At 67.0% G+C, this 26,590-nt stretch carries 25 protein-coding genes and 1 pseudogene; 9 read left to right on the plus strand and 17 right to left on the minus strand.

The window, feature by feature from the left end:
- Position 1 precedes the first annotated feature (1 nt).
- Positions 2–1,126 carry an NAD(P)/FAD-dependent oxidoreductase gene (locus ASD34_RS22195; RefSeq protein WP_056582141.1) on the plus strand — a complete coding sequence of 375 codons (1,125 nt, stop codon included), beginning with the start codon at positions 2–4 and terminating at the stop codon, positions 1,124–1,126.
- Positions 1,127–1,192: 66 nt separating this feature from the next.
- Here ASD34_RS22195 and ASD34_RS22200 read toward each other — a convergent pair whose 3' ends face one another.
- From ASD34_RS22200 to urtA, 8 genes are all read right to left on the minus strand, one after another.
- A complete protein-coding gene (locus ASD34_RS22200) occupies positions 1,193–1,543 on the minus strand; it encodes a hypothetical protein (protein ID WP_056582144.1) in 351 nt (116 codons plus the stop codon).
- 231 nt (positions 1,544–1,774) lie between these two features.
- Complete coding sequence (locus ASD34_RS22205) at positions 1,775–2,119, minus strand: FmdB family zinc ribbon protein (protein WP_056582146.1); 345 nt, start codon at positions 2,117–2,119, stop codon at positions 1,775–1,777.
- A 4-nt stretch (positions 2,120–2,123) separates the two neighbouring features.
- Positions 2,124–3,356, minus strand: coding sequence for a formamidase (gene fmdA, locus ASD34_RS22210; protein ID WP_056582148.1), 1,233 nt, complete (start codon positions 3,354–3,356; stop codon positions 2,124–2,126).
- 24 nt (positions 3,357–3,380) lie between these two features.
- Entirely contained in the window at positions 3,381–4,070 is a 690-nt protein-coding gene (gene urtE / locus ASD34_RS22215) for an urea ABC transporter ATP-binding subunit UrtE (RefSeq protein WP_056582637.1), read from the minus strand.
- 15 nt (positions 4,071–4,085) lie between these two features.
- Entirely contained in the window at positions 4,086–4,829 is a 744-nt protein-coding gene (gene urtD, locus ASD34_RS22220) for an urea ABC transporter ATP-binding protein UrtD (RefSeq protein ID WP_056582150.1), read from the minus strand.
- Between the two features lie 22 nt (positions 4,830–4,851).
- On the minus strand, positions 4,852–6,048 hold the full coding sequence (gene urtC / locus ASD34_RS22225) for an urea ABC transporter permease subunit UrtC (RefSeq protein WP_056582152.1): 1,197 nt from the start codon (positions 6,046–6,048) through the stop codon (positions 4,852–4,854).
- 28 nt (positions 6,049–6,076) lie between these two features.
- Positions 6,077–6,991, minus strand: a complete 915-nt coding sequence (urtB, locus tag ASD34_RS22230; protein WP_056582154.1) for an urea ABC transporter permease subunit UrtB — start codon at positions 6,989–6,991, stop codon at positions 6,077–6,079.
- 78 nt (positions 6,992–7,069) lie between these two features.
- Positions 7,070–8,338 carry an urea ABC transporter substrate-binding protein gene (urtA, locus tag ASD34_RS22235; RefSeq protein WP_056582156.1) on the minus strand — a complete coding sequence of 423 codons (1,269 nt, stop codon included), beginning with the start codon at positions 8,336–8,338 and terminating at the stop codon, positions 7,070–7,072.
- A 242-nt stretch (positions 8,339–8,580) separates the two neighbouring features.
- Between urtA and ASD34_RS22240 the strand changes: the two genes are divergently transcribed.
- The 8 genes and pseudogenes from ASD34_RS22240 to ASD34_RS22270 form a co-directional block, all read left to right on the plus strand.
- Positions 8,581–11,350: ATP-binding protein (locus ASD34_RS22240; protein WP_235510158.1), on the plus strand; the 2,770-nt coding region annotated here is incomplete at its 3' end.
- Positions 11,351–11,352: 2 nt separating this feature from the next.
- Positions 11,353–11,973: pseudogene (locus ASD34_RS28385) on the plus strand (response regulator); the annotation flags it as partial.
- Positions 11,945–12,850: a response regulator transcription factor gene (locus ASD34_RS22245; RefSeq protein ID WP_056582161.1), complete on the plus strand. Its 906-nt coding sequence runs from the start codon at positions 11,945–11,947 to the stop codon at positions 12,848–12,850. The pseudogene ASD34_RS28385 and the gene ASD34_RS22245, both read left to right, overlap by 29 nt.
- 57 nt (positions 12,851–12,907) lie before the next feature.
- Positions 12,908–13,234 carry a LysR substrate-binding domain-containing protein gene (locus tag ASD34_RS22250; RefSeq protein ID WP_056582163.1) on the plus strand — a complete coding sequence of 109 codons (327 nt, stop codon included), beginning with the start codon at positions 12,908–12,910 and terminating at the stop codon, positions 13,232–13,234.
- A gap of 24 nt (positions 13,235–13,258) precedes the next feature.
- On the plus strand, positions 13,259–14,155 hold the full coding sequence (locus ASD34_RS22255; protein WP_056582165.1) for an SPFH domain-containing protein: 897 nt from the start codon (positions 13,259–13,261) through the stop codon (positions 14,153–14,155).
- A 45-nt stretch (positions 14,156–14,200) separates the two neighbouring features.
- Entirely contained in the window at positions 14,201–14,404 is a 204-nt protein-coding gene (locus ASD34_RS22260; RefSeq protein ID WP_056582167.1) for a hypothetical protein, read from the plus strand.
- An 82-nt stretch (positions 14,405–14,486) separates the two neighbouring features.
- Positions 14,487–15,305, plus strand: coding sequence for a substrate-binding domain-containing protein (locus tag ASD34_RS22265; protein WP_414929884.1), 819 nt, complete (start codon positions 14,487–14,489; stop codon positions 15,303–15,305).
- Between the two features lie 71 nt (positions 15,306–15,376).
- Positions 15,377–16,111 carry a transporter substrate-binding domain-containing protein gene (locus ASD34_RS22270; protein WP_056582171.1) on the plus strand — a complete coding sequence of 245 codons (735 nt, stop codon included), beginning with the start codon at positions 15,377–15,379 and terminating at the stop codon, positions 16,109–16,111.
- A 63-nt stretch (positions 16,112–16,174) separates the two neighbouring features.
- Here the strand turns inward: ASD34_RS22270 and ASD34_RS22275 are convergent, their stop codons facing one another.
- The 9 genes from ASD34_RS22275 to ASD34_RS22315 form a co-directional block, all read right to left on the minus strand.
- Complete coding sequence (locus ASD34_RS22275) at positions 16,175–16,582, minus strand: hypothetical protein (protein ID WP_056582172.1); 408 nt, start codon at positions 16,580–16,582, stop codon at positions 16,175–16,177.
- Positions 16,583–16,663: 81 nt separating this feature from the next.
- The gene (locus ASD34_RS22280; protein ID WP_056582174.1) at positions 16,664–18,895 is read right to left on the minus strand and encodes a M1 family metallopeptidase; all 2,232 of its coding nucleotides are present in this window, start codon (positions 18,893–18,895) and stop codon (positions 16,664–16,666) included.
- Between the two features lie 653 nt (positions 18,896–19,548).
- Positions 19,549–20,865 carry an MFS transporter gene (locus tag ASD34_RS22285; protein ID WP_056582176.1) on the minus strand — a complete coding sequence of 439 codons (1,317 nt, stop codon included), beginning with the start codon at positions 20,863–20,865 and terminating at the stop codon, positions 19,549–19,551.
- A gap of 46 nt (positions 20,866–20,911) precedes the next feature.
- Positions 20,912–22,018 (minus strand): porin, encoded by a 1,107-nt coding sequence (locus ASD34_RS22290; RefSeq protein WP_056582177.1) that lies wholly within the window; start codon positions 22,016–22,018, stop codon positions 20,912–20,914.
- Positions 22,019–22,074: 56 nt separating this feature from the next.
- Positions 22,075–23,043 carry a PDR/VanB family oxidoreductase gene (locus ASD34_RS22295; RefSeq protein ID WP_056582179.1) on the minus strand — a complete coding sequence of 323 codons (969 nt, stop codon included), beginning with the start codon at positions 23,041–23,043 and terminating at the stop codon, positions 22,075–22,077.
- A 23-nt stretch (positions 23,044–23,066) separates the two neighbouring features.
- A complete protein-coding gene (locus ASD34_RS22300; protein ID WP_056582181.1) occupies positions 23,067–24,110 on the minus strand; it encodes an aromatic ring-hydroxylating oxygenase subunit alpha in 1,044 nt (347 codons plus the stop codon).
- Positions 24,111–24,121: 11 nt separating this feature from the next.
- Positions 24,122–24,343, minus strand: a complete 222-nt coding sequence (locus ASD34_RS22305; RefSeq protein WP_056582183.1) for a recombinase-like helix-turn-helix domain-containing protein — start codon at positions 24,341–24,343, stop codon at positions 24,122–24,124.
- A 30-nt stretch (positions 24,344–24,373) separates the two neighbouring features.
- Positions 24,374–25,561 carry an FAD-dependent monooxygenase gene (locus tag ASD34_RS22310; protein WP_056582184.1) on the minus strand — a complete coding sequence of 396 codons (1,188 nt, stop codon included), beginning with the start codon at positions 25,559–25,561 and terminating at the stop codon, positions 24,374–24,376.
- 32 nt (positions 25,562–25,593) lie between these two features.
- Positions 25,594–26,580, minus strand: a complete 987-nt coding sequence (locus tag ASD34_RS22315) for a Bug family tripartite tricarboxylate transporter substrate binding protein (protein ID WP_056582639.1) — start codon at positions 26,578–26,580, stop codon at positions 25,594–25,596.
- Positions 26,581–26,590 lie beyond the last annotated feature (10 nt).

Below are 26,590 nucleotides of genomic sequence, written 5' to 3' on the forward strand. Positions count from 1 at the left end.
CATGGACCGGATCGACTGCGTCGTGATCGGCGCCGGCGTGGTGGGCCTGGCCATCGCGCGATCGCTCGCCCTGGCGGGACGCGAGGTGGTGATCCTCGAGGCCGAGCACGCCATCGGCACGCACACGAGCGCGCGCAATTCGGAGGTGATCCACGCGGGCATCTCGTATGCGCCCGGTTCGCTCAAGGGCCGGCTGTGCGTGGCGGGCAAGGCCACGCTGTACGCCTACTGCGCCGAACGCGGCATCGGCCACCAGCGCATCGGCAAGCTGATCGTGGCGGTGCAGGACGTGGAGCTGCCCGAGCTCGACAAGTACATCGCACTCGGCGCGGCCCACGGCGTGACCGACCTGCGCATCCTCGGCGCCGCCGAAGCGCGCGACCTGGAGCCCGAGGTGGCCTGTGTCGGCGCGCTGCACTCGCCCTCGACGGGCATTGTCGACAGCCACGCGCTGATGCTGTCGTACCTGGGCGACGCGGAACGTGCGGGTGCCTCGCTTGCGCTGCACAGTCGCGTGCGGGCCGTGCGGCCCACTGCGGACGGCCTTGTGGTCGAGGTGGACGGCGCGCAAGCAACGAGCGTGCTGTGCAGCACGGTGGTGAACGCGGCTGGCTTGGGTGCACAGCAGGTGGCCTCGCGGATCAACGGCATGCCGGCGGGGCTGGTGCCGCCGCTGTACTGCGCGATCGGCCACTACTTCTCGCTGGCGCGCAAATCGCCCTTCCGCCATCTCGTGTACCCGACCGGGCGTGAAGGCGCCTTGCGCGCCCACGTGACGCTCGACCTCGGTGGGCAATGCAAGTTCGGGCCGGACCTGAGCTGGCGCGACGGCGTCGACTACAGCTTCGACGCCTCGCGCGAGGCCGCCTTCTACCAATCGGTTCGACGCTATTACCCCGCTTTGCAGGACGGTGAGTTGCAGCCGGGCTACACCGGCATCCGCCCACGGCTCGCGGGCCCGGGTTCGTCGATGCACAACACGGCGACGGATTTCGTGATCCAGACGCCGGAGGACCACGGCATTGCGGGACTGGTGAATCTGTTCGGCATCGAATCGCCGGGTCTGACCGCGTCGCTCGCGTTGGGCGAGCATGTTGCGGGCCTCGTGGCGAAGATGCAGGCATGAAAAAACGGGCCCGAGGGCCCGTTCGTTCTGTCAGCGCCCGAGGGAGCTGGAGCTGCCGTCGACCAATTACAGGCCAGCCTGGCGCGTGAACGACACGCTGGGCTTCTTGTACGCGGCCGGCACTTCGTCGCGGTAGAACGCGCGGCGGTCGAGGCTGGCGAGCGGGTCGTGGGCCTTGGCGACGGCTTCAGCGCGGATCGTGGAGCGATCGGCGGTCGAGGTGAAGGTCTGTGCGCCGGCGGTGGCGCCATCGCTGTACTCGTTGCCGGCACGGGCGGCAGCCACGGCTTGCGACGCGACTTCCGAACGCGAGAGCGTCGAGTTCACGGTGTGCACGCCGTCATAGGTTTCAGCGTGGGCACCGGCAACAGCCAGGAGCGAGAGGGCAACGGCGGCGAGGGTCTTCGAGGCATTCATTTCAATCTCCTTCAGGTGGTGTGTTGATGGGATGAAGTTTGAACCTGAAGCGCCCAAAAAAACGGCAGCAAAAGGAATCGCGGCGTTCACGGGATTGAAACAATCGCGCGTCGCCCGCGCATGCGATGCGGTGTCCGCAGCTATTCCCTCCAGAGGGAACGCACGAGAAAGTTCTCGTCAACGGCATTCTTTGCATGCGCCACACGCATGCAAAGAACGCACGCCGAAGGCTCAGTGCGAGATCATCCAGGGCCGCCGCGACGGGGCCGATTTCGCACCGTTCGGCGCGATCTGCGTGGCACCGCGCCGCGAGGCTCCGGAGCAACAACCGCAGCCCGAGGGATGCCGCAGCCGCGCATAGTCGCGCGAGTTCGACGGCTCGTGCCGCGCGCGTTCGTTGGTGGCCATCGCATGGCGCGTGTCGGCGGCCATCAGCGCCAGGCGCGGCGCGGCCGTGAACACGCGCAGCGAAGCCGTGCCGCAATCGGGGCAGGCGGCGGGCTCGTCGCGCTGGCCCGAAGGCCGCAGCGATTCGAAGCCGCCGCACTGCCTGCAGGCGTAGTCGTAGGTCGGCATGGCGTCAACGCAGGTCGTGCGACAGCGGCATGTCCACGCTGCCGTCGATGAACTTCACAGGCCCCGAGGCGTTCGGGTTGATGTCGAAGTCGAAGATGCCCGTGGGCAGCCACAGCGTGGCGCACGAATTGGGCACGTCGACCACGCCGCTGATGTGGCCCTGCACGGGCGCGGTGCCCAAAATCGAATAAGCCTGCGCGCCCGAGTAGCCGAACTTCTTCAAGTACTCGATGGCGTTGAGGCAGGCCTGGCGGTAGGCCACGTTCACGTCGAGGTAGTGCTGCTTGCCGCTCTCGTCGACCGAGATGCCTTCGAAGATCAGGTAGTCGTTGTACTGCGGCGTGATCGGGCTGGGCTTGAAGATCGGGTTCTTGATGCCGTACTTGGCCATGCCGCCCTTGATGAGCGTGACCTTCATGTGCACCCAGCCGGCCATCTCGATGGCGCCGCAGAAGGTGATCTCGCCGTCGCCCTGGCTGAAGTGCAGGTCGCCCACGCTCAAGCCCGCGCCGTCGACGTACACGGGGAAGAACACCTTCGAGCCGCGCGACAGGTCCTTGATGTCGCAGTTGCCGCCGTGTTCGCGCGGCGGCACGGTGCGCGCGCCTTCGGCCGCGGCCTTCGCCCTCGCCTCGCCGGTCATCTTGCCCATGTGGGCGGTGCCGGGGAACGGCGGATTCGCGAGCCCGGGCACGCGGTCCGGGTCGGTGGCGATGAGCTTGCCTTCGCGCTCGTTCCACATGTCGAGCATGGGCTTGTCGGGCAGGCAGCCGATGAGGCCAGGGTGGATCAGGCCTGCGAAGTTCACACCCGGAATATGGCGCGAACTCGTGAACATGCCCTTGAAGTCCCAGATCGATTTCTGCGCTTCGGGAAAGTGATCGGTCAGAAAGCCGCCGCCATTCTTCTTCGAGAAGAAGCCGTTGAAGCCCCACAGGCTGTCTTGTTTCGCGCCGATGTCGAGCAGGTCGACCACCAGCAGGTCGCCGGGTTCCGCACCCTTCACGCCGACCGGGCCCGAGAGGTAGTGCACCGTGCTCAAGTCGATGTCGCGCACGTCGTCGGCGCTGTCGTTGTTCTTGATGAAACCGCCGGTCCAGTCGAAGGTCTCGAGGATGAAGTCATCGCCCGGGTTGACCCAGCAGGCCATCGGAATGTCCGGATGCCAGCGGTTGTGGATGTTCTCGTTCTCGGTGGGCGATTGGGTCAGGTCGACCTTGATCAGCGTGTCCGTCATGTGCAGTGGCTCCTGGGGTTGTGGTTAGACAGAGAGATAGGCTTTGATGTGCTCGACATCGGTCTTGTCGCGCGCGGTCTCGTGCACGAGCCGGCCGCCTTCGATGACGAACAGCCGGTCGGCCACGTCCATCGCGAAGCTCAGCACCTGTTCGGACACGACGATGGTGATGCCGCGCAGCTTGCGGATCTCGTTGAGCGCCTTGGCGATGTCCTTGATGATCGAAGGCTGAATGCCCTCGGTGGGCTCGTCGAGCAGCAGCACCTTGGGGTCGGTGACGAGCGCGCGTGCAATGGCGAGCTGCTGTTGCTGGCCGCCGGAGAGGTTGCCGCCCTTGCGGCTTTTCATGTCCCACAGCACGGGGAACAGCGCGTAGATTTCTTCGGGGATGCGCCGGGTCTTCGAGTTCTCCAGACCGGTCTGGATGTTCTCCTCCACGGTCAGTGTCGGAAAGATCATCCGGCCCTGCGGCACGTAGGCGATGCCCTTGGCCACGCGCCGAAAGCTCTCGTCGCGCGACACGTCCTGCCCCGCTACCTCGATGCGCCCGCTCTTCAGCGGCAGCACGCCCATGAGGCTCTTGAACAGCGTGGTCTTGCCCATGCCGTTGCGACCCATGATGGCGATGGTTTCGTTCGCATGGCCTTCGAACGAAAGGCCGTGCAGCGCCTCGCTCTGCCCGTAGGCGACGTGCAGGTCTTCGACCTTCAGCATGATGGTGCTCATGGTTCAGTGCCCCAGGTAGACGTCGATGACTTTCGGGTCGGCCTGCACCTTCTCCATCGGCCCTTCGGCCAGGATCTTTCCCTGGTGCATCACGGTGACCTTGTGCGCGATCTGCTTCACGAAGGCCATGTCATGCTCGATGACGATCACGGCGCGGTTGCGGCAGATGCGCTTGAGCAGGTCGGCCGTGAGCTCGCGTTCGCGCGCGCTCATGCCAGCGATGGGCTCGTCGAGCATCAGCAACTCGGGCTCCTGCATCAGCAGCATGCCGATCTCCAGCCACTGCTTCTGTCCGTGGCTCAAGAGGCCCGCTTCGGTGCGAAGCTTGTCCGCGAGGCCGATGTCTTCGGCCACCGCCTGCACCTTCGACTTCACCTCGTCGTCGCACTGGAACGCCAGTGCGCCGAACACCGAACGCCCCTTCGGAAAGGAAACCTCCAGGTTCTGGAACACGCTGAGGTTCTCGTAGATCGACGGCGTCTGGAACTTGCGGCCGATGCCCAGCCGCACGCGCTTGTGCTCGGCCATCTTCGTGAGTTCGGTGTTCTTGAACTTGATGCTGCCGGCGCTGGCGCGCGTCTTGCCGCAGATCAGGTCGAGCAGCGTGGTCTTGCCGGCGCCGTTGGGGCCGATGATCACGCGCAGCTCGTTCTTGTCGATGTACAGCGTCAGGTCGTCGATGGCCTTGAAGCCGTCGAAGGAGACGGTGAGGTCTTCCACGGCGAGCGCGAAGTCAGTGTTGCTCATGGGGTGGGGGCTCCGGGTTCGATCAGGCGCGCTGGCGGCCGATGCCTTCGGGCAGCACGGGCTCGGCCTGCGGCGCGGCGACGGGGGAAGGGGCCGACACGGCGGCGGGCGGCGGCTTCACCGCGGCGTCGCGCAGGGCCTGGCGGCGTGAGGCCCACCACGGCTTGATCGTGTCTTCCCACAGGCCGGCCAGGCCCATCGGGAAAGCCATGGTCACGCCGATGAAGAGTGCGGCCATCAGGAACAGCCACAGGTCGGGAAAGCTCTCGGAGAACAGCGTCTTGCCCGCGTTCACCAGCAGCGCGCCGTACACCGCGCCCACCAGGCTCATGCGCCCGCCGACGGCGCAGAAGATCACCATCTCGATCGAGGGCACGATGCCCACGAAGCTCGGCGACATGAAGCCCACCTGCAACGCGAACATCGCACCGCCGATGCCCGAGAGCCCGGCCGCCAGGCAGAAGGTGAAGACCTTGAAGTTCGACACGTCGTAGCCCGAGAAGCGCACGCGGTCTTCCTTGTCGCGCATGGCCAGCAGCAGCGTGCCCAGCTTGCTGGTCTGCACCCAGCGGCACAGCAGGATGCTCAGCACCAGCAGGCCCACGCAGACGTAGTAAAGGATGTACTTTGCGCTGTCGGTGCGCGTGTCCCAGCCGAGCATCGTCTTCAGGTCGGTCATGCCGTTCACGCCGCCCGTGTAGCCCTGCTGTCCGATGATGAGCACGGTGCAGATGAGCGCCACCGCCTGCGTGATGATCGCGAAGTACACGCCGCCCACGCGGCGCTTGAACATCGCGAAGCTCACGAGCCAGGCCAGGGCCATTGGCGCCAGCACCACCAGCGCGAGGCTCAGCGGCAGGCTCTTGAACGGCAACCAGAGCGCGGGCAGCTCGGTGATCTGGTTCCAGTCCATGAAGTCCGGGATGCCGGGCGTCGACTGGATCTTGGTCGTGATGGGGTCGGAGGCTTCGAGTTTGAGGAACATCGCCATCGCATAGCCGCCGATGCCGAAGAACACGCCCTGCCCCAGGCTCAGCACGCCGCCGTAGCCCCACACCATGACGAGGCCCACGGCCACGAAGGCATAGGTGAGGTATTTGCCCACAAGGTTGAGGCGGAAGATGTCGAGCGACAGCGGCAGCACCACCGCGAGCAGCAGCACCAGCAGCAGGAGGCTGCCGAGCTGGTAGCGCTGGATCGAGGCCTTGAGGAAATTCATCGAGAGGTTCTCCGGGAAGGAATCGGGTTCAGCGACGCACCTTGACGGCAAAGAGGCCTTGGGGGCGCATCATCAGAATCAAGACGATCAGCGACAGCGTCAGCACCTTGGCCATCGAGCCGGTCATGAAGAACTCCGAGATGGATTGCGTCTGCGCAATGCCGAAGGCCGAGACCACGGTGCCCAGCAGGCTGGCCGCGCCGCCGAAGGTGACGACCAGGAAGGCGTCGACGATGTACAGCGAGCCCGAGGTCGGCCCGGTCGAGCCGATGGTGGTGAAGGCCGCGCCCGCCACGCCGGCAATGCCGCAGCCGATGGCGAAGGTGAGGCGGTCGGTCTTCTGGGTGTCGATGCCGGTGGCGTTGGCCATCGTGCGGTTGGCCACGGTGGCGCGCACCCGCAGGCCCCAGCGGCTCTTGTGCAAGGCGATGAGCACGCCGCCCGTGGCCAGCGCGGTGAGCGCCAGCACGAACAGGCCGTTGATCGGGATGTCGAGGCCTTCATGCGGCGTCCACGAACCCATGAGCCACTCGGGCAGCGTGGGGCTCACTTCCTTCGGGCCGATGAAGGTGCGGAAGATCTGCTGCAGGCCCAGGCTCACGCCCCAGGTGGCCAGCAGCGTGTCGAGCGGCCGCTTGTACAGGTGGCGGATCAGCGCCCACTCCACGAGCCAGCCGGCGATGAAGGCGAACACGAAGGCCAGCCCGATCGCGATCGGAAAGTAGTACGGCATGAGCGAGGGCGCCATGCGCTCGGTCACCTGCGCGGCCAGGAAGATCGAATAGGCGCCGATGGTCATGAACTCGCCATGCGCCATGTTGATCACGCCCATCTGCCCGAAGATGATCGCGAGCCCGAGGCCCATGAGCAGCAGCACCGCGAAGAGGCTCAGCCCCGCGAAGCCCTGCATCAGGCCGATGTTCATCATGTCCGACAGCGTCATGGCGGAAGTTCCGGAGTGTTGGAGGTTGTGCCCTCTCCCACACGCGGGAGAGGTTTGGAATGAGGGCCTGCGGCCGGTTTACTGATAGCCCTTCGGGAACGGATCGGGCTTGATCAGTTCAGCCGATTCCGCCACCACCTTGAAGCTGCCATCCAGCTGCCCTTGTCCGATGCGCGCCTTGCTCCACAGGTGATGGTTCGCATCCAGCTTCACGTAGCCTTCGGGCGCCGTCTTCAGCTCGATGCCCGGCGAACCGGCCACGACCTTGTCGATGTCGAAGCTGCCCGCCTTCTCCACCGCGGCCTTCCACAGCCACGGGCCGAGGTAGCCGGCCTGGGTCACGTCGCCGATCACCGCGTCCTTGCCGTACTTGGCCTTGAAGGCGGCCACGAACTTCTTGTTGTTCTCGTTGTCCAGCGACTGGAAATACTTCATCGACGAGTAGAAGCCCGCGAAGTTCTCGCCGCCCACACCGGTCATCTCGTCTTCGGTCACGGCCAGCGTCAAGAGGAACTGCTTGTCGCCGGTGATGCCCGCGGCCTTGAGCTGCTTGTAGAACGCCACGTTCGAACCGCCCACCACGGCCGCGAAGATGCAGTCGGGCTTGGCGACCTTGATCTTGTTGATCAGCGAGTTGAAGTTGGTGTGGCCCAGCGGGTAGTACTCCTCGCCCTTGACCGAACCCTTCTGGAAGTTCTCGATGTGCTTGCGCGCGATCTTCATCGAGGTGCGCGGCCAGATGTAGTCGGAGCCGACGAGGAAGAAGGTCTTGGCCTTCTTCTCCTTCGCGCCCCAATCCAGGCCCCAGATGATCTGCTGCGTGGCCTCCTGCCCCGTGTAGATCACGTTCTTGCTCTGCTCCAGGCCTTCGTAGAAGGTCGGGTAGTACAGCAGGCCGTTCTCTTTCTCGAACACCGGCAGCACGGCCTTGCGCGAGGCGCTGGTCCAGCAGCCGAACACGGCCGCGACCTTGTCGTTGACCAGCAGCTTCTTCGACTTCTCGGCGAAGGTGGGCCAGTCGGAGGCGCCGTCTTCCTTGATGACCTTGATCTTGCGGCCCAGGATGCCGCCCATGGCGTTGATCTGGTCGATGGCCAGTTGCTCGGCCTGGATGGAGCCGGTCTCCGAGATGGCCATGGTGCCGGTGGACGAATGCAGCTGGCCCACCGTGACTTCGGTGTCGGTCACCGCGAGCTTGGTGGTGTTGACCTTGGCCGTGGGGAACTGCCCTTGGCCGAAGCTCAGGCCGCTCAGGCCCATCACGGGCAGCGCGGCGGCGCCCTGCAGCAGGCGGCGGCGGCGCAGTGCCATGGCATCGAGGGAAGAAGGATCGGAATCACGCGACATCAGGAACTCCAGGCAGGTTGAAAGAAGAGTGAGCCGCGCACCATCGCAGTGCATCGGACGGTGCCGTGAGCACCATGGCTGGTACTTTAGAAATCACTTGCCTCTGCGCGAATACGTCATTCAACGTAGCGGTGCACCCCCGCCCCACCCGCAGACTCCCGAGCCAGACAACGCAGGAGACAGCAGGGAGCGCTTCTTGCTGTACCTGTCGCATGCCACAGCCGCCGCCGCGAGAACCCGCCATGACATCCGTCTCCGGACAGAAGATCTTTCGCATCCGCCGCGACTACAACGCCTGGGTCGCGAACGAAACGCTGGAGGACTACGCGCTGCGCTACACGCCGCGCAGCTTTCGCAAGTGGTCGGAGTTCCGCGTGGCCAACGCGGCTTTCGGCGCCACCTCGTTCCTGGCGCTGGAGGCCATTGGAGGCGCCATCGCGTTGAGCTACGGCTTCTCGAACGCGCTGTGGGCGATCCTCGTGGTCGGGCTCATCACCTTCCTCACGGGCCTGCCCATCTCGTACTACGCCGCGCGACACGGCGTCGACATGGACCTGCTCACGCGCGGCGCGGGCTTCGGCTACCTGGGCTCCACGCTCACCTCGCTGATCTACGCGAGCTTCACCTTCATCTTCTTCGCGCTGGAGGCGGCCATCCTCTCGCTCGCGCTGCAGATGTACCTGGACTGGCCGCTGTGGCTTCTGTATCTGGTGTCGTCGATCGTGATCATTCCGCTGGTGGCGCGCGGCATCACGCTCATCTCGGGGCTGCAGCTGTGGACGCAGCCGATCTGGATCGTGCTGTTCGTCTGCCCCTTCATCGCGGTGATGGTGAAGAAGCCCGAGCTGTATGCCGACTTCACCGGCCTGGTGGGCCGCACCTCGGACAGCAGCGGCTTCGATCCGCTGATGTTCGGCGCGGCGGCCACGGTGGCCTTCTCGCTCGTGGTGCAGATCGGCGAGCAGGTCGACTACCTGCGCTTTCTGCCCGAGAAGACTGCCGCCAACCGCGGGCGCTGGTGGACGGCCGTGCTGGTCGCCGGGCCGGGCTGGATCGTGCCGGGCATGCTGAAGATGATGGGCGGCGCATTCCTGGCCTTCCTGGCGCTGCAGCACGAGATACCGGCCAACCACGCGATCGAGCCGACGCAGATGTACCTCACGGGCTTTTCGTACGTGCTGCGCGACCCGGCCTGGGTGCTGGGCATCACGGTGCTGTTCGTCGTCGTGTCGCAGATGAAGATCAACCTGACCAACGCCTATGCGGGTTCGCTGGCGTGGTCGAACTTCTTTGCGCGGCTCACGCACAGCCACCCGGGACGCGTGGTGTGGCTGGTGTTCAACGTGGCCATCGCCATCTTGCTGATGGCGCTGGGCGTGTTCGCCGCGCTGGAGCACGTGCTGGGTTTCTACAGCAACATCGCCATCGCCTGGGTCGGCGCGCTGGTGGCCGACCTGGTCATCAACAAGCCGCTGGGCTGGAGCCCGAAGGCCATCGAGTTCAAGCGCGCACACCTGTACGACATCAACCCGGTCGGCCTGGTCGCGATGCTGGTGGCGGCGGCGCTGGCGATGCTGGCCTACTCGGGCGCGCTCGGCCAGTGGGCGCGGGCCTTCTCGCCCTTCATTGCGCTGGCGACGGCCATGGCCGTGTCGCCGCTGCTGGCCTGGAAGACACGCGGGCGCTACTACCTGGCGCGCACCGACATCGACCGCTGGGCACCAGGCCAGAGCGTGAAATGCTCGGTGTGCGACAACCACTTCGAATCGGAAGACATGGCCCACTGCCCGGCCTACAGCGCACCGATCTGCTCCCTGTGCTGCACGCTCGAATCGCGCTGCCACGATCGCTGCAAGACCGACTCGCGCGCCGCCGAGCAGATGAGCGGCTGGCTGCAGGCGCTGCTGCCGCCCGCGCTGTCGGCGCGGCTGAACTTCCGCGTCGCGCACTACCTGCTGGTCGCCACTTCGCTGATCGCGCTGCTCGCCACGGTGGTGGGCGTGGTCTACGCACAGGAGGCCATCGCCGGCACCATCGATTCGGCGATGGCGACGGCCTTCCTGAAAGTGTTCGCACTGCTCTCGGTGGTGGCCGCCGTGGCGGCATGGTGGGTGGTTCTGGGCAGCGAGAGCCGGCAGATGGCGCAGGAGGAATCGAACCGCCACAACAACCTGCTGGCCCTGGAGATCGAGGCGCACCGCCGCACCGACGCGGCACTGCAGACCGCCAAGGAAGCGGCCGAAGCCGCCAACCAGGCCAAGACGCGCTACGTGGCCGGCATGACGCACGAGCTGCGCACGCCGCTCAACAGCATCCTGGGCTACTCGCAGATCCTGCTCAAGGGCGGCGATGCGGCCTTGCCGCCGCGCGAGGCGGTGCAGACCATCCACCGCAGCGGCGAGCACATGCTCGGCCTCATCGACGGCCTGCTCGACCTCGCGCGCATCGAGGCCGGGCGGCTGCAGCTGGAGCCCTCGCCGCTGGCGCTGCCGGCCTTTCTCGACCAGGTGGTGCAGATGGTGCGGCCCCAGGCCGAGGCCAAGGGCCTGGCGTTCGTCTACACGCATGCGGGCCGGCTGCCGCCGTGGGTGCATGCCGACGTGAAGTGGCTGCGCCAGATCCTCATCAACCTGCTGACCAACGCCGTGCGCTTCACCGACAGCGGCACCGTTACGCTGCATGTGGACGCGCGGCGCGAGGTGCTGCGCTTCGACGTGGTCGACACCGGCATCGGCGTGGCACCGCAAGACCGCCAGCGCATCTTCCTGCCCTTCGAGCGCGGCGCCGCGGGCCGCCGGCGGGGCGAGCCGGGCACGGGGCTGGGCCTGACCATCACCGGGCTGCTCACCTCGCTCATGGGCGGCGAGCTCAAGCTGGCCTCCACCTCGTCGGCGGGCAGCACCTTCGGCGTGCGCGTGTACCTGCGCGAGGTCGCTGACCCCGGCCCGCAGGCGGGCTCGCGCGAGCCGGTGTCGGGCTACCTGGGCGAGCGCCGCACGTTGCTGGTGGTGGNNCAGCCGGTGCAGCGCCAGATGCTGGCCGGCATGCTCGCGCCGCTGGGCTTCACGGTGCGCGAGGCGGCCAGCGGCACCGAGTGCCTGGACAGCCTGCGCGAAGAGCTGCCCTCGGCCATCCTGCTGGACCTGACGATGGACGACATGGACGGCTGGCAGACCGCGCGCTCGGTGCGGGCCTCGGGCTTCGCCGAGCTGCCGATCATCATTGTCTCGGCCAACATGTTCGAGAACCAGGCCGACCGGCTGCGCGCCGCGGGCTGCCAGGCCTTCGTGGGCAAGCCGGTGATCGAGTCGGAGCTCATCGCCACGCTGGAGCGGCACCTGGGCCTCGAATGGCTGGCGACCGGCGATGCGCTGCCGCCGCCCGCCGACCCCGACCTGACGCCGCCGCGCCCGCCCCTGCTCGCACTCAACGAAGACGACCGCGCCGACCTCATGCGCCTGGTGCAGATGGGCCACGTGCGCGGCCTGCACACCGCACTCGACCGGCTGGCGGCGGCCTCGCCCGCTGCGGCCGCCACCTGCACCTGGCTGCGCGGCATGGTCACGCGCTTCGAACTCGACACGCTCCGCAACGCACTGGCCGAAGATGCAGACACCACCCTCGTCTCCCCCTGAATCGATGTCCGAACGCCCCGTCGTGCTGGTGGTCGACGACGCCCCCAGCAGCCTGGGCATGCTGTGCGACACGCTCGAGGCCAGCGGCTACACCGTGCTGGTCGCGGCCGATGGCGAGTCCGCGCTGCAGCGGCTCGAATTCGTGGTGCCCGACGCGATCCTGCTCGACGGCCTGATGCCGGGCCTCTCGGGTTTCGAGACCTGCCGGCGGATCAAGGCCAACGCGGCGCTCGCACACATTCCGGTGCTGTTCATGACCGGCCTGTCGGAAACCGCGCATGTGGTCGAGGGCTTCGAGTGCGGCGGCGTCGACTACGTGGTGAAGCCGATCCGCGCGCAGGAGGTGCTGGCGCGCCTGCACACCCACACGCGCAACGCCCGCATCACGCGCATGGCGCGCGACGCGGTCGACGTGGCGGGCATGGGCGTGGTGTTCGTCGACACGCGCGGGCGCATCGCCTGGCGCTCGCCGCAAGCCGCGCTGTGGCTGCACGCGCTCGAAGACCCGGTGGCGCCGGGGCGCCTGCCCGCGTCGGTCGAGCCCGCGCTGGCGGCGGGTGCATCGATTGCCATCGGCACCGCCACGGCCCTGCGGCTGTCGGTGCGCAACCTGGGCGCGGCAGCGCTCGGCGAGACGATGCTGCTGTTCGCCATCCAGCGCGAGGGTCCAGCCACGCGCCTGGCCGACGCAGCCCTCACGCCGCGCGAGACCGAGGTGCTGTCGTGGCTCGCCAAGGGCAAGACCAACCGAGACATCGGCGAGATCCTGGGCACCAGCCCGCGCACGGTGAACAAGCACCTGGAGCACATTTTCGAAAAGCTGGGGGTGGAGACGCGGGCTGCAGCGGCGGCGTTGGCGAGCGGGCAACTGGACTGAAAAATCGGGTGCGGTCAGACCGCGAACAACGAATCCAGATTCGCAAAAGACTTCAGCATGGTCGAAAGATTCCTCCAGCGCGAAGGCCTCGTGGTCAGCGACGCCATCGAGGTCGACGAAATCTCCGGGCTCATCCATCTCGCCTCCAAGGGCCTGGGCGTTGCGCTCGTGCCATGGGTCGAGGCCCACCTTCCACTGCCGCCGGGCGTGCGCATGCTGTCGCTCGGCGAGGCCACGTTCCACCGCGAGGTCGGGCTGCAGCGCAAGGCGCGGGCCAGCCCACCCCTCGTCGCGCAGTTTGCGCAGTGCCTGCGCGAAGCGACCGAGCCGGCGAAGGCAGGCCGAAAGAAAGTCTTGACGGTCTCCGAAAAGATATTAAAGTGATATCACTTTCAACAGGAGGCCTCCATGCATGAGCAGACCCCGTCCATTCCTCGCCCGGTCCGCAGGGAGCGGCCGTATCGGTCCGTCAACGGATACGGCATCGTCGCCGTGGCGCTGCTGATTCTTGCGCTCGGCGCCTGGGTTCTCGTGCGGCGGATGGTGCCGCTGCCCCTGAGCATCTTGCTGATCGTCGCGGGCGTCGCGCTGCTGCCGGGGCTGTACATGCTCAAGCCCAACGAGGGCATCATCCTCACGCTGTTCGGCAAGTACCAGGGCACGGACCGCGCCGAGGGCTTGCGCTGGACCAACCCGTTCCAGTCGGGCCAGAAGATCTCGCTGCGTGCGCGCAACCTGAACACGCCGCCGCTGAAGGTGAACGACAAGCGCGGCAACCCGGTGGAGATCGGCGCGGCCGTGGTCTGGCGCGTGCACGACACGGCCCAGGCGGTTTTCGAAATCGACGACTACAACAAGTTCGTCGCCATCCAGTCCGAAGCCGCCATCCGCCACCTGGCCACGCTCTACGCGTACGACAGCGGCGACGACCTGCAAAGCGACGAGGTCACGCTGCGCGCCGGCCTCGACGTGGTGGCCGACGCGCTCAAGGCCGAGCTGAACCAGCGCTTTGCCAGCGCCGGCGTCGAGGTGCTCGACGCCAAGCTCACGCACCTGGCCTACGCACCGGAGATCGCCCAGGTCATGCTGCGGCGCCAGCAGGCGGTGGCCATCGTGAGTGCGCGGCACCAGATCGTGGCGGGCGCGGTCGGCATGGTCGAGGCCGCCCTCAAGGGACTGTCGGAGCGCAACCTCGTCGTGCTCGACGACGAGCGCAAGGCCTCGATGGTGTCGAACCTGCTGGTGGTACTGTGCTCGGACCGCGAAACCCAGCCCGTGGTCAACACGGGCACGCTCTACACCTGATGCATCCACGGCCCCCGCTCACCGCCGCCACCTCGTTGTTCCCTGATGGCCAGTCCCGGTAAGAAGTCCTACCCGCTGCGCATCGATCCGGCCCTGTGGGCCGAGATCGAGCGGCTGGCGGCGCAGGAGCTGCGCAGCGCGAACGCGCAGGTCGAGTTCCTGCTGCGCGAAGGGCTCGCGAAGCGGGGGCGCCTGCCGGCGGCAAGTGCGCCTGACAAGGGCCCTGCTGCGCCCAAGCCGTCACGCTAGTAGTAACCCCGTATTTTCTGAGGGCCGATTGACAGCCTCGGCCCCTACGATGACACGGCACGATCTTCAGGAGACCTACGCCGTGAAAGCTTTCCTTCCCCGTTCCGCCCTGACCCGCCGCGCTGCCCTGGCGGTGGCCGCCTCCTTCATCCTCGCCGGTTGCGCCGGCACCCCGCCCACAACAACAGCCACCGGCGACATCCACGTCATGACCTCCGGCGGCTTCACCGCCGCCTACAACGAGCTGCGCCCCGGCTTCGAGCGCAGCACGGGCCGCAGCGTGAAGACGGCCTACGGTGCGTCGATGGGCAATGCCACCGACTCGATTCCCAGCCGCCTCGGGCGCAACGAGCCGGCCGACGTCGTGATCCTGGCCCGCCCCGCGCTCGATGCGCTGGTCGCGCAGGGCAAGGTGGTGGCGGGCAGCCAGGTCGACCTGGTGCGTTCGTCGATCGGCTTCGCGGTGCGCAAGGGGGCGCCCAAGCCCGACATCGGCACGGTCGATGCGCTCAAGCGCACGCTGCTCGCGGCGCCGTCGATCGCCTACTCGGCCAGCGCGAGCGGCACCTACTACGAGACCGAGCTGCTCAAGAAGCTGGGCATCGAAGACCAGGTGAAGCCTAAGAGCAAGCGCATCCTGAGCGAGCGCGTGGGCGCGGTGGTGGCGCGCGGCGACGCGGCGCTCGGGCTGCAGCAGGTGAGCGAGCTGCTGCCCATCGAGGGCATCGACTACATCGGCCCGCTGCCCGCCGAAGTGCAGCGCGTGACGGTGTTCTCGGCCGGCGTGGCCACGGCCTCGAAGCAGCCCGACGCGGCGCGCCAGCTGATCCGCTACCTCAACGCGCCGGCCGCGGCGCCGACGATCGCGAAGACGGGGCTGGAGCCGCTCTCCGCGCGCTGAAGCAGCGGCCTCACGGCCCGTAAACTGGCGGCCTTCATCCCCTCCTTCCGACTTCCCGACGAACGGACGCCATGACCACTTCGCCTTCTTCCGCCCTCGTGACCGCCTTCGCACCCAGCGGCACGCTGCGCGCCTCGATCAACCTCGGCAACCCGATCCTCGCCAACAAGGACGCCACCACGGGCGAACCGGTCGGCGTGTCGATCGACCTGGCCCGCGAGTTCGCGCGGCGCCTTGGCGTAGGCATCGAGCTGGTGGTGTTCGAGAAGGCCGCGGCCTCGGTGGACGCGGTAAAGAACGAGAAGGCCGACATCGGCTTCTTCGCGGTCGATCCGGCGCGCAGCGAAGGGCTGCGCTTCACGGCGCCCTATGTGCTGATCGAGGGCAGCTACCTCGTTCCCGAATCCTCTGCGCTGACCGACAACGCGCAGGTCGATGCTGAAGGCCACCGCATCTCGGTCGGCTCTGGGAGCGCCTACGACCTGTTCCTCACGCGCGAGATCAAGGCGGCCGAGATCGTGCGCCTTCAGGGCGCGGGACCTGCGCTCGCGGCATTGCGCGCAGGCGAGGTCGAGGTGGCGGCGGGCATTCGCCAGCTGCTCGAAGGCGAGGCGGCCCGTGCACCGGGGGTGCGCGTGCTGCCGGGGCGTTTCATGGTGATCCAGCAGGCGATGGGGACGCCGGCCAGCCGGGGGGCCGAGGCGCAGGCGCTGCTCTCTTCCTTTGTCGAAGAGATGAAGGCTTCGGGCTTTGTGGCCGATGCGTTGAAGCGCCATCGCATCGAAGGCGCGATCGTCGCGCCGTAACTGGGCGCTCCTGTTCAGGGCACGTGCACAGGCCACTGGGCGCCGTCGTGGGCTGGTGGCCGATCAGAGCTTGTGCGCTTCCACCGGTCCCTGCGAATAGAACAGGAAGTAGCCCGTCTGCGTCTTGAAGCCGTTCTTCTGCCACCCGGGCGGCACCTTGAAGATGCCGAGCTGGTCGCTCGAGATGCCGACGAAGGACGTGCTCTCCGTGTCCGTGGTGATGCGGCTCCAGCGTTCGCGAGTGACTGGCTTCATCTGCATCTTGGGTTCGCTCCATTCGGGCGTGCGCACCTTGTCGCGCATGACGTAGCGGTCGCCGTCGCGCTCGATCTTGACGACCTCCTTGAGCACGCCGTTGCGTTCGACGGCGTAGACGCCGACCAGTTCGGTCTCGGGCCCGCCGCGTGCACCGCAGGCCGAGAGCAGTGACGCGCAGGCCACTGCCAGCAACGAATTCAGAAGAATTTTCATGAGGTTCGGATGAAGTGGTGACGCATGCGCCGCCCGGCGGCGCATGCGGGGTTCACGAAAGAAGGCTCAGGTCCGTCCGACTCAGCGCTTCTGGTTCTCGCGCAGCGTCAGGTTGCCCTGGAAGCGCAGTGCGTGCGGATACTCTTCCTTGCCGCCCGCCTCCACCGCCGCCATCTTCTGCTGGCTCTGCTGCGTCTTGGCAAGCAGCGGTGCCGGCAGGTTGATCACGCCCTTGATCTGGTCGTACTGCGCCTGCGTGATGCGGCCCACTTCCTTCAGGCGGAAGGCATCGCGCTCGATGTTCAGCAGCAGCGGCTTGTTGCCTGCGAAGTTCTGCACCTTGGCCAGCAGGTTGCTCCACGACGGCGCGCTGTAGTTGCTCACGTAGTAGTCCTGCCCCGTCGGCCCGGCCAGCACCGCGGTGCAGCCCGGCAGTTCGACCTGCGTGGCGTTGTTCGACATCACGAAGGTCTCGCGCTTCTCCATCGCATCGCCGTACGCCAGCGTGACGGGAAGGGTCCACGTCGAGGCCGGGAACTGGTTCTGGTTGGGAAACGACTCCTGCGTGATGTTGACGTAGGTGCGGTCGCCGGCGCACTGCGCATCGACCGTGAGCAGCGGCACGCCCGTCTGCCGGATGAGGCTGTCGCCGATGTCGCTGACCTTCTTGTTGGTGGCCTTTTCCAGCGAGGTCCACAAGCGCGTGGGCGTGACGTTGCCGTACGCATAGTCCTTCAGGTAGATCTGCAGGCCCTTCTGCATCGCCTCTTCGCCGATGTAGTTCTGGATCGTCTCCAGCACGTGGCTGCCCTTGTTGTAGACGAAGATCGACGGGCTGATGAAGCCGAACGAGCCCGCGTCGTTCAGGTTGCGCTGCACCGGCACGGCCGAAGGCTTCAGGTCGGCCACGATCACGTTGTGCTTGTCGAGCACGTAGTCGGAGAAGCTGTAGTACTCGGGGTGGAACTTGATCGTGGTGCGCCGTTCGAACCAGCGCGCAAACGACTCGTTGAGCCACACGTTGTCCCACCAGTCGAGCGTGACCAGGTCGCCGAACCACTGGTGCGCCACCTCGTGCGTGACCACGGTCACCGAGTACAGCGTGGGCTTGTCACCGGGCTTGGTGAGCACTGCATCGGCGAACTCGAAGATCGAACCCCAGTTCTCCATGCCGCCGAAGCCGGTGTTGGGCTTGTTGTCATAGCTGTCGTTGGCGGCCACGGTGTCGAACTTCTTGAAGGGCAGCGGAATGCCGGTGTACTTGTAGTAGTAGTCCATCGACACCTTGGTCCACTCCATGGCGAACTTGGCCCAGTCGGAGCGGCCCGGCGGCGTGAACCAGCGCAGCGCCATGTCGCTGCCGTCGAGCGGGTTCTTGAAGGTGTCGGCCAGGATGTCGAACTTGCCGCCGCCGAAGAAGGCCAGGTACATCGGCATCGAGGGCGTCTTCTCGAAGGCTACGCGCTGGTAGCCGTCGGGCAGCTTCACGGCCTCGGTCTGCGCGCCGTTCGACACGGTCTTCCAGTCACCCGGCACTTCGGCCGAGATCTCGAAGGTGTGGCGGAAGGCCGGCTCGTCCCAGCCCGGGAACCACTGGCGTGCGAAGTTGGTTTCGCCCTGCGTCACGATCGCGTCGCTGCTCACGCCCTCGGGCGTGGAAAGGCCTACCTTGAAGATGCCCGACGCGGCCGAGCACAGCGGGTTCTTCGCCAGCACTTCCGGCGTGCAGTACTCGGCATCGGAGAACTGGATCTTGCCGTCCCACTCCATGTGCAGCAGGTATTTGCCCTTGGCGATCTGGCCGTCGTTCAGGCGCAGCTGCACGAAGTCTCCGCGCGTCTGCAGCGTGGGAATCAGCGGGATCGCCTCGCCCGGCTTCGACACCTTGCGCAGCGTGGTGCGCCCGCGCGCAAAGTTGAGGTCGTGCGCGGCGACGACGATGGCATCGACCGGCTGGAGCACGTCGATCTCCACGTCGGCGCGGCCCACGAACGTCTTGAGCGCCGCATCGGGACGAAACCACAGCTTGTAGTTGACGGGCCAGACCGTGTCGGGCAGCTCCATCGGCCGCGCCGAACGATCGACCGCGGCCACCGCCGAATCGGACGCAGCGGGCACGCCGTCGTCGGGTGTTTTCTTGGTGGCATCGCCGCCGTCGGCTGCGGGCGCCGTGGCCGACGGCGCGTTCAGCCCGGTGCCGCCGAACGACGCGCCACCGCCGCTGTCTCCGCCGCCGCCGCAGGCCGTCAGCGCGGCAAGGGTCACGGCCGTGAGGGCCAGGCAATGAACGACAGGTGTATTCAGTGTTTTCATGATCGCCTCTGGGTACGCTTGGTAAGGAACATGCGCCGCACCGCAGGCGCCGGCGGATAGCCGGTGATGCACGTGACGCGCGCGGAATGAGTGGAACGACAGATCAACAAAAAGCGGGCGACACAACGCCCTCCCGGCGAACCACCAGTTCGTCAGGAACGCACGCTCAGGCCGGACCGCACCACATGTGCAGCGGTGGTCCCAGAATGCGCGGGGCGAGCGGCGCCATTCCCGTCAGGACGCGGGGTGTGGGGGGAGCGTGTGAACGCGGTGGGGTGTCGCGGGCCGGGCTCAGTGCCCGTGCATCGACACGATGCGTTCACCCGTCGGGTGAACGGCCGGGGCCATGGCAAAAGCGATGCCGACGGCAAGACTGGCTGCGGCTCTTGTGGTTGATTTCACGCGCATTCCCTCGTCCGTTGAAGTGCTCGCAGTTGTAGCTGATCGATGCAATGAGCTCAACGAGCCGCGGAACTTTTCTCTCTCAAATTGTTCGCGCGCGATAGGTCGAACGGCATCATGGCCGGCTGTGCATGCCGTGCAATACGAAGATGGTTCTGTGCCCGAAACACCTGCTCACGCAGATGACAAAAACACGGTCCATGCACTGTGACGAAGCGGCCACAGTACGAAGGTTCAAGCCACGTCGAACACTACGAAAGCTGTGAACCAGAGACTGCAGGGGTGCGCTGCGCACGCTCGCGCCACCACAGCAGAAAGCCGCATGCGAACACGATCACTTGCGTGCCGATGAGCAGTGCAAAACCCGCGAAAAAACCCGCCGCCGACGAGGCCGCGGTGACCGTGGTGTGCGCTGCACCGCCGCTGTGCGACACCGCGCTGATCACGCCGCCCATCAGCGCCGGCATGAAGCCCGCCACGAGGCTGCCCACGCCGTTGGTCACGCCGAAGGCACTGGCCGTGTGCTCGGGCCGCGAGCAGTGCTGCACGGTGCTCGGAATGGCGGGGCTTTGCAGGCCCCAGAAGAAGTTGGCGGCCACGAGGCAGGTCGCCGCCATGTACGGGTCGCGCGCATTGATGGCGAGCAGCACCGACAGCGCCACGCCGGCGCTGGCGCCCATGAAGATGAAGGGCACGCGCTCGCGCTCCAGCTTGTCGATGAGCACGCCGCCCGTGAACACGGCAAGCACCGTCGCGTACTGCGGCAGCGAGGCGATCCAGCCCATCTCGCGCAGCGAGAAGCCGCGCGCTTCACGCAGGTAGGTCGGCAGCCAGTTGCTGCTGCCCCAGAGGTAGGCCAGCGCCGCCGAGGTCAGCAGCGTGATGAGGAACAAGTGCCGCGTGTGCAGCGCGCCCTTCACGATGCCGGCCACGCGCGACAGCGCATCGCCAAGCGACGAAGGCTTGATGCCGTCTCCATGTCCCGGCGGCATGCGCACGAAGGCCAGCACCAACGGAATGCCCAGCACCATGTTGAGCACGCCGAGCAGATGGAACGAGCTGTCCCAATCGAACTGCGTGAGCAGATAGCCCACCAGCGGATAACCCACCGCCAGCCCCAGGCCCGTGCCCATGTTCACCAGCGCATTGGGCTTGCCGTTCTCGTCGCTCTTGAAGTGCGCCTTGATGTACGACGAGGCCAGCGAGAACAGCGGCCCTTCCGACACGCCCAGCAGCACGCGCGAGGCCAGCAGCAGGCCGTAGCTGTGGAACATCGGCGAGGCCCAGGTCACCACGCCCCACAGGATGAGGCCGTAGACCAGGCTGCGCCGCACACCGAACAGCGCCGAGCAGAACGGCGTGAGCACGAAGGCCGAAATGCCGTAGCCCAGCATGAAGGCCGTGGCCAGCAGGCCCTGGCTCACGCGGTCGGAGGGGTCGAGCCCGACGTGCTTCAGAAAGTCCGCATCGGTGATCAGCACCGCGATGTTGATGCGGTCGACGTAGGAGATCGCCACGATCACGAACAGCGTGATGACGCCGTACCAACGGAAGTTCTTGCTCTGCATGACCGGGGCTCTCTCTGCGTGGATGGGGCGCGCTGTCTTGCCGCGCCTAGAACATGTGGCGCATGCCGAACTCGACGCCGCTGGAGGCGCGGTTGGGCCGCGTGATGGCGCCGGCCAAAGCCTGCGCCGCGCCGTTCTTGTTGCTGATGCGGGCAATGGTTCCGTACACCGCCGTGCGCCTGGACAGGTTGTGCACGTAGCCGATGGCCAGCTTCGACGTCGTGGGCTCGCGCACCGCGTTGAGCGGCTCCAGCTTGTAGCGCGCGTACGAGGCCTTGATCTCGCCCGGCCCGATGGGCAGCTGGAAGCCGACCAGCACGCCCTTGGCGTCGGTGCTGCCCTTCGACTCCTTGTACAGCTCGCTCGTGAGCTTGAGGTTCATGAGCGCCGCATCGAAGGTGTAGGACGCGCCCAGGTTGGTCACGCGCAGGTCGCCGGCGACGTAGCGCGTGCGGCCGGTGGCAATGGCCACGTTGAGGCCGCCACTCTGGTAGCCGAAGCGCGCGCCCGTGTGCTGGCCGTCGCGCTTGTTCGACACCTGCGTGCCGGGCAGCACCGAGGTCGAGTCGTTCTCGCCCATCGCGTACATCACCTGGCCGTAGAAGCCGCCCAGGCTGGCCGGCAGGAAGTAGCCGACGCTGTTCGAGGCGCGCGTTCCCGTGGGTGCCACGAGGCCGCCCAGGCCCGAGAAGTAGATCTGGTTGGCGCCGATGCCGCCGCCTGTGCCGAAGGGATCGAAGATCGCGGTGTTCCAGAAGGCGGGCACATAGTCGCGGCCCAGGCGCACCTCACCGAAGGGGCCGGCCAGGCTCACGGTCGAGCGGCGATTGAAGCTCATCACGCCAGGCGTGCCGTTGCCGGAGGCCTGGTTGTTCGAGTTCGACGGAAAGCCCGTGCCGCTGTCGTTCTGCAGCCCCATCTCGAGCCAAAAGCTGGCCGAGAGCCCACCACCGAGGTCTTCGGTGCCGCGGAAGCCGAGGCGGCTGAACATGTTGCCGCTGTTGCCCAGCTGCGTCTTGTGGGCCGATCCGTCACCGCTGCCGCGCGTGTAGACCACGGAGGCATCGACCACGCCGAAGAGCGTGACGGAAGATTGGGCCAGTGCTCCGCCAGCCGCGGTGGCCGCAGCCATCGCGATCAAGTACTTTTTCATTGAATGTCTCGGTTGGTTTTTCTCTCGGCCGTCTTGTGGGGTGTGGCCTCAGCGTCTCAAATGTCCAGCACCAGCCGCTCGCCCTTGCAGCGAGAGACACAGATCATCATGGTCTTGTTGGACGCACGTTCGATCTTGGTGAGGATGCCGTCGTGGTGATCGACTTCGCCCTCGATCACCGCCGTTTCGCAGGCGCCGCAGACGCCTTCCTTGCAGCTGTGGTCGGGGTTGAGGCCAGCGTCGATCAGGCTGTCGAGAATCGACTTGCCCGGAGGCACCTCGACGCTCTTGCCGCTCCTGGCGCACTGCACCACGCAGGTCTGTGTGGCGCTCGGCGCCTCCACGTGCACGGCGGCGAAGCGCTCGATGTGTGCGTTGGCGTAGCCCAGTTGCTCGCAGCTCTTTTCGAAGGCGTCGAGCATCGGCGTGGGGCCGCAGCAGTAGTAGTGGCTGGCGGCGCCCTTGCCGGCCAGCAGCGATGCGAGGTCGGGCGGCGCGCCCTTCTCGTCGTCGAAGTGCCAGGTGAGCTGCACCGACTTCTCGGCGGCCAGCGCCTCGATGGCGTCGCAGAAGGCGGCCTCTTTGCGGGTGCGCGCGCAGTAGACGATTTCGACCGGCTTGCCGATCGCAACGAGCCGCTGCAGCATGCACCAGATGGGCGTCACGCCAATGCCACCGGCCACGAGCACGGAGCGTTCGGCGCCCTCTTCCAGCCTGAAGTTGTTGCGCGGTGCCGAGATCGGCAGTGTCATGCCCACGCGCAGCTGCTGGTGCACGTAGCGCGAGCCGCCGCGGCTCTTGCGGTCGTTGAGCACGCCCACCACGTAGCGCTGGCGGTCGCTGGAAGGGTTGCACAGCGAGTAGCTGCGCACCAACCCATTGGGCAGGTGCAGGTCGATGTGGGAGCCGGCCTCGAAGGCGGGAAAGTCCACCGCCGGCGTGGCGGGCCGGAACTCGACGCTGACGATGCCGTCGGCCTCGTAGCGCATGGTGTGCACGAGGGCGTTCAGCGTGGGAGAAGACATGGTGATGCTCGCTTGCTTGCAGTTCAGGCCGTGGCGGCCTCGGCTTGCGCCAGCTGCGCTTGCGCGAGGTTGCGCATGTGGCGGCGCAGGCGAACGATGCCCAGGTCGTGCTGGTAGAGGTTCTCGTGCTGGTTGGCGTCGGCTTCCATTTCTTCGAGCATCACGCGGTCCTGCTCCAGCACGTGCCAGTGGCGCGCTTCGAGGCGGTTCTTGTAGAGGAAGCGCCAGGTGTCGCGCTCCCAGCCTGGCGACAGCTTGCGTGCGCGCCAGAAGAAGGTGGCCGTCATGCCGTTGGCCATCGGCGAGAACGCGCCGATGATGATGAAGTTGCCGCCGGGGCCGCCGGTCTTCGGGTACGGAATCTCCAGGCGCATCCAGTGGATGCCGGTGTCGGCCCACTCGGTCCAGTCGAAGTTGACGTTGCGCTGGCCTTCCTTCTCGAACACGAAGCCGATGTCGGTCGGGCGCACGCCGAACTTGGCGCTGGAGTCGCCCTCGGCCATCGAGTGCGACTGCTTGTGCAGGTACGTGCCGTGCATTGGGTCCATCACGTTGTCCAGCACGTAGCGGTAGTCGCCCTTCCACTCCGTGTAGCACAGGAAGTTGGAATACTCGGCCTCGTCGGTCAGCTGCTCGGGCAGCACCAGCGGCGGCGGCACGTCGACCGGCTCTTTCGAGTTGTAGAGAAACACCGCGCCCGCGCGCTCCTGCACGTGGAAGTGGCGCGTGGCGCGCGAGCCTTCGAGCTTGCAGCCCGGGCTGCCGGGCACGCGCGTGACCACGCCGTCGTGGCGCACTTCGACGCCGTGGTACGGGCACGAGAGCCGGTCGCCCAGGATCACGCCCTGCGACAGTGGCGCGCCGCGGTGCGGGCAGCGGTCTTCCAGCGCGTGCAGCACGCCTTCGCCGTCGCGCCACAGCGCGATCTTGCGGCCGAGGCGGCGCAGGGAGATCGGGTTCTCCTTGATGAAGTGCGAGGGGCAGATCGGGTACCAGAGGTCTTTCAGGCCGATCTCCAGCAGGTGGTCGACCGGATCGGCGGGAACGGGGGTGATGGCGATGGTCATGGTGGTTCTCCTCAGGCGGCCAGCGCGGCCATTTCCTTGCGGTACAGCGCCTCGGTCCATGCGAGGCCGCCCGGCGTGGCCAGGCCGCTGTCGTTCAGGCGTTGCACCAGGCCCGGCAGGTCATGGATGCCGTCGACGTAGGCGCGTTCGATCACGTCGCCCAGCAGGTCTTCGTAGGTGGTCGCGGGGCGCTGGCGCGCCTGGTGCGGTTGGAGAAAGCGGTCTTGTTGCATCGTGAGCCTCCGTGAACGAGGGGGAAAATTTCAGGCAGTGGCAGTGGCAGCAGCGACGGCGCCCTGCGCCGGTTCGCCCAACGGGACGGCCCAGGCGTCGTAGGCGTACACCCAGTCGGCGTTGCCGCCTTCGCGCAGCCAGTTGTTGCCGCGTGAGCCGAGCTGCACCTGGCTGGCGCGTTGGATGCGCGCGGTCTGGTAGGCCTGCAGCGCGGCGGAAATGTCGGCGATGTTCGACATTCCCACGCCGTCGAGGTGGCGCGACAGCACCACGGCGTCTTCGATGGCCATGCCGGCGCCCTGTGCCATGAAGGGCAGCATCGGGTGCGCGGCATCGCCCAACAACGCCATGCGGCCCTGCGCCCACGCGGGCATGGGGTCGCGCTCGTACAGCGCGGTCTTCAGCACCGTGTCGCAGGCGTCGAGCAGCGCGCGCGCCTCGGGGTGGTAGGCGACGTACTGCTCGCGCAGTTCGTCGACGCTGCCCGGCGCGGTCCACGACTCCAGGTGCCAGGTGTCCTGCGGCGTGGTCGCAAAGATGAAGATGTCCTTGCCGCGGTTCAGCGGGAACGTGACGATCTGGCTCTGCGGGTTCGGGCCCCACCACTTGGTGAAGGCGCCCAGGTTGGGCACGCCGGCCACGCGCTCGGCGGGCACCACGGCGCGGTAGGCGACGATGCCCGTGAAGCGCGGGCTCTCGGCGCCGAACATCGCGGTGCGCACACCCGAGTGGATGCCGTCGGCGCCGATGAGCGCCCCCACGCGGGCGCTGGTGCCGTCGCTGAACGACAGGGTCACGCCGTTGTCGTCGGCCGCGATGGTCTCGGCGCGCTTGCCCAGCGCCACGCGCTCGGCCGGGAACATGTCGGCCAGCGCGGCCAGCAGGTCGGCGCGGTGGATGGTGAGCTGCGGCGCGCCGTAGCGCTGTTCGGCCGAGTCGGCCATTTCGAGGCGCGAGGTTTCCTCGCCGCTGTCGTAGGTGCGGCTGATGCGGTGCGACGGGCGGGCCGCCGTCACGCGGGCGGCGTCGCCCACGCCCAGTCCGTCGAGCGCGCGAACGGCGTTCGGCGTGAGGTTGATGTCGGCGCCGACGCGGGCGAACTGCTTGGCCTGCTCGAACACGACCACGTCGTGCCCCGCGCGGCGCAGTGCGATGGCGGCGACCAGGCCGCCGATGCCGGCTCCGACGATGCCGATGGTGGATTCGCTGGTGTTCATGGTGTCCGTCTCTGCTTGTTGTTGTAGGCGGCTCACTCGGCCACGATGTTGCGGGCCTTGATGATCCTGGCCCACACCGCCGTCTCGTCGCGGATGTAGGTGGCGAACTCGGCGGGCTTCATGGCCGCGTCAGTCATGCCTTGGGCCTTCAGGCGCTCGCGCACATCGGGCTGGGCCAGCATGTCGGCGGCGTCTTTCGCGAGCTGCTCGACCACGGCGGGCGGCGTGCCCTTGGGGGCCAGCAGGCCATACCACGAGGTCACGGCCACGCCCTGGATGCCCTGCTCCGCCAGCGTGGGGATGTCGGGTGCGGCGGGGCTGCGCCTGGCTTCGGTCACGCCCAGCGCGACGAGCTTGCCGTTCTTGATGAAGGGCATGGTCGCGGGCAGGTTGCTGAACATCAGCGGCACCGAGCCGCCGAGCACGTCGTTCAGCGCGGGCGCCGTGCCCTTGTACGGCACGTGCAGCAGGTCGATGCCGGCTTGCTGCTTGAACAGCTCGCCCGCCAGGTGCAGGCCGCTGCCTACGCCCGGCGAGGCGTACGACAGCGTGTTGGGCTTGGCCTTGGCCATGGCCACCAGCTCCTTCGCGCTCTTGATGCCCGAGGCCGGCGCGGCCACCAGCACGTTGGGCGCCTTGGCGAGCATGGTCACGGGCACGAAGTCTTTTTCGATGTTGAACGGAAAGTTCGGCATCAGCGTCGGGTTGATCGTGAGGTTGCCCGCCGGCACCACGAGCAGCGTGTGGCCGTCGCCCTTGGCGCGCTTGACCTTGTCGATGCCGATGTTGCCGGCCGCGCCCACCAGGTTCTCGACCACGGCCGCCTGGCCGTAGCGCTTGGCCAGGCCGTCGGACAGCACACGGGCCAACGTGTCGACCGGGCCGCCGGGCGGGAACGGCGAGACGATGGTGAAGCGGTCGCTCGACAGCTGCTTGTGCGCGTCGCTCTGTGCGTGCGCGGGCAAGGCAATGGCCAGCGCGGCGGCAGCCATCAGGGAGAAGGAAAGACGTCGTTGCATGAGGTTCACC

The organism is Variovorax sp. Root473 (assembly GCF_001426505.1).
Taxonomy (GTDB): Bacteria; Pseudomonadota; Gammaproteobacteria; order Burkholderiales; family Burkholderiaceae_C; genus Variovorax.